The sequence below is a fragment of the Elusimicrobiaceae bacterium genome (genome assembly GCA_017528825.1).
In the GTDB taxonomy this organism is placed as follows: Bacteria; Elusimicrobiota; Elusimicrobia; order Elusimicrobiales; family Elusimicrobiaceae; genus Avelusimicrobium.
This window is the reverse complement of sequence record JAFXOI010000026.1, coordinates 1-1,651: the sequence shown is the minus strand read 5'-3', so window position 1 is coordinate 1,651 and position 1,651 is coordinate 1. Positions and strand designations below refer to the sequence as shown.

The following is a 1,651-nucleotide window of genomic DNA, read 5'->3' as shown; positions in this document are numbered from 1 at the left end:
TCTATTTTTATATTTTTCATTTAATTTTTCATTTAATTTTTCATCATTTGTTTTAAATTCATTATTATTATTAAAATTAGAAATGTTTTTCGCTGAAAGTAGCAATGAATTAAAATCCGGTTTTTGTTTCATACTTGCTAAATATTTATTTCTTTCTACGTAATTAATATCAAATGGACTGATGCTATCTAAAGTAGTCAAAGTTTTAGGCGAATAATGTAAAAACGAATTTTCCGTATTGAAATATTTTCTATAAGAATTTGAATAATTAGTTAAATTTTTTGATAAAGAAAGTGAATTAAAATCTAAAGAATAATTTGTTGAAGACATAAAATTTATTTATAAAAATAATTAAAATTATGTAAAAATTTATTATTATAAATTAAAAAATATAAATTAAATATAAAAATATTAAAAAAAATATTAAAAAAAAAATATTAAAAAAAATATTTAAAACTCATATTAATATTTATAAATTAATTTATAATCAAAATATTATTTTACATTATTTTTTTTTTCAATTCCTTCCCAAGCCAAAGCAGCGGCGCCCAACAAAGCAGCATCACTTCCTTTAATTCCACTCAACAAAAACTTCGCCTTATTTTTAAACACCTTCATCACATTATTATTATACACCAACTCAATAATAGGCAACAAAATATTCTTCGACTCACTCAAACTTCCAAAAAATATATACGCTTCAGGCGAGGAAAACAACGTAAAATTAGCACAAGCCTTACCCAACACATCCCCCGTTATTTCAAACACCTTATTAGCAATAATATCCCCCTTTTTCGCTGCTAAATATATTTCATACGCATTCATTTCATCTTCCCTCAAATCTCTTAATTTACTTTCCAATTCCGGATGTTTATTAAGCAATTCCTGTGTAGTATTAATCATCCCTTTGGCACTTGCATAGGCCTCTAAACACCCTTTTTTTCCACATAAACATTGCCTCGCATTCTCTGTATAATCTATAGTTAAATGACCTAACTCTCCTGCACATCCATCATGACCATATACTATCTCTCCATTGGCTATTATACCGGTTCCTAATCCAGTTCCTAATGTGATCATTATAAAGTCTTTCATTCCTTTAGCCACCCCGAAGTTCTTTTCCCCGAGGGCAGCGGCTTTGGCGTCGTTTGTGAGGAAGCAGGGTAGATTATCTAATTTTTCTGAGAATTTTTGGCAGATTGGTACGATTGTTGTGTGGGCCCATGATATGTTCACTGCGTGTTCTATTGTGCCTTTGTAGTAGTTTGCGTTTGGGGCGCCGATGCCCATTGCGTATATATTTTCTCGGCCGAATTCTGCGATTAAAGGTTTTAGTGCTTCGATGCTTGCTTGTATGTAATCTTCTGCGTTTTCGTGGGTTTGAGTGCTTATGTTTATACGACGGAGAATTTCGCCTTTTTTATTGACTATTCCGAAGGTTGAGTTTGAACCGCCGAGATCTAAACTAATGACGTATTTTTTTTCGTCTTCTGAGTTTGACATTTTATTTTTTATTTTTTTTTTTATTAGTATTGTTAATAATGTAATTTATTTTTTTAATTATTTTTTTTTAATTAATATTAATTAATTTTATAGATGAAATTTTTATTTAAAATGATAATTAATATTTTCAATGGGGATTGGGGATTGG

General features: G+C 29.0%; 2 protein-coding genes. Both read right to left on the bottom strand.

All coding sequences use genetic code 11. From position 1 onward, the window contains the following. Positions 1-330 (bottom strand): hypothetical protein (locus tag IKN49_05350; protein ID MBR3632462.1); only part of this gene is annotated, 330 nt, incomplete at its 3' end. Positions 331-495: 165 nt separating this feature from the next. Continuing rightward, positions 496-1,503, bottom strand: coding sequence for an ROK family protein (locus IKN49_05345; GenBank protein ID MBR3632461.1), 1,008 nt, complete (start codon positions 1,501-1,503; stop codon positions 496-498). Positions 1,504-1,651: the final 148 nt, after the last annotated feature.

Coding starts and splice junctions, on each gene's coding strand:
- IKN49_05345 (MBR3632461.1), bottom strand. CDS start 1,503: ATGTCAAACTCAGAAGACGAAAAAAAATACGTCATTAGTTTAGATCTC.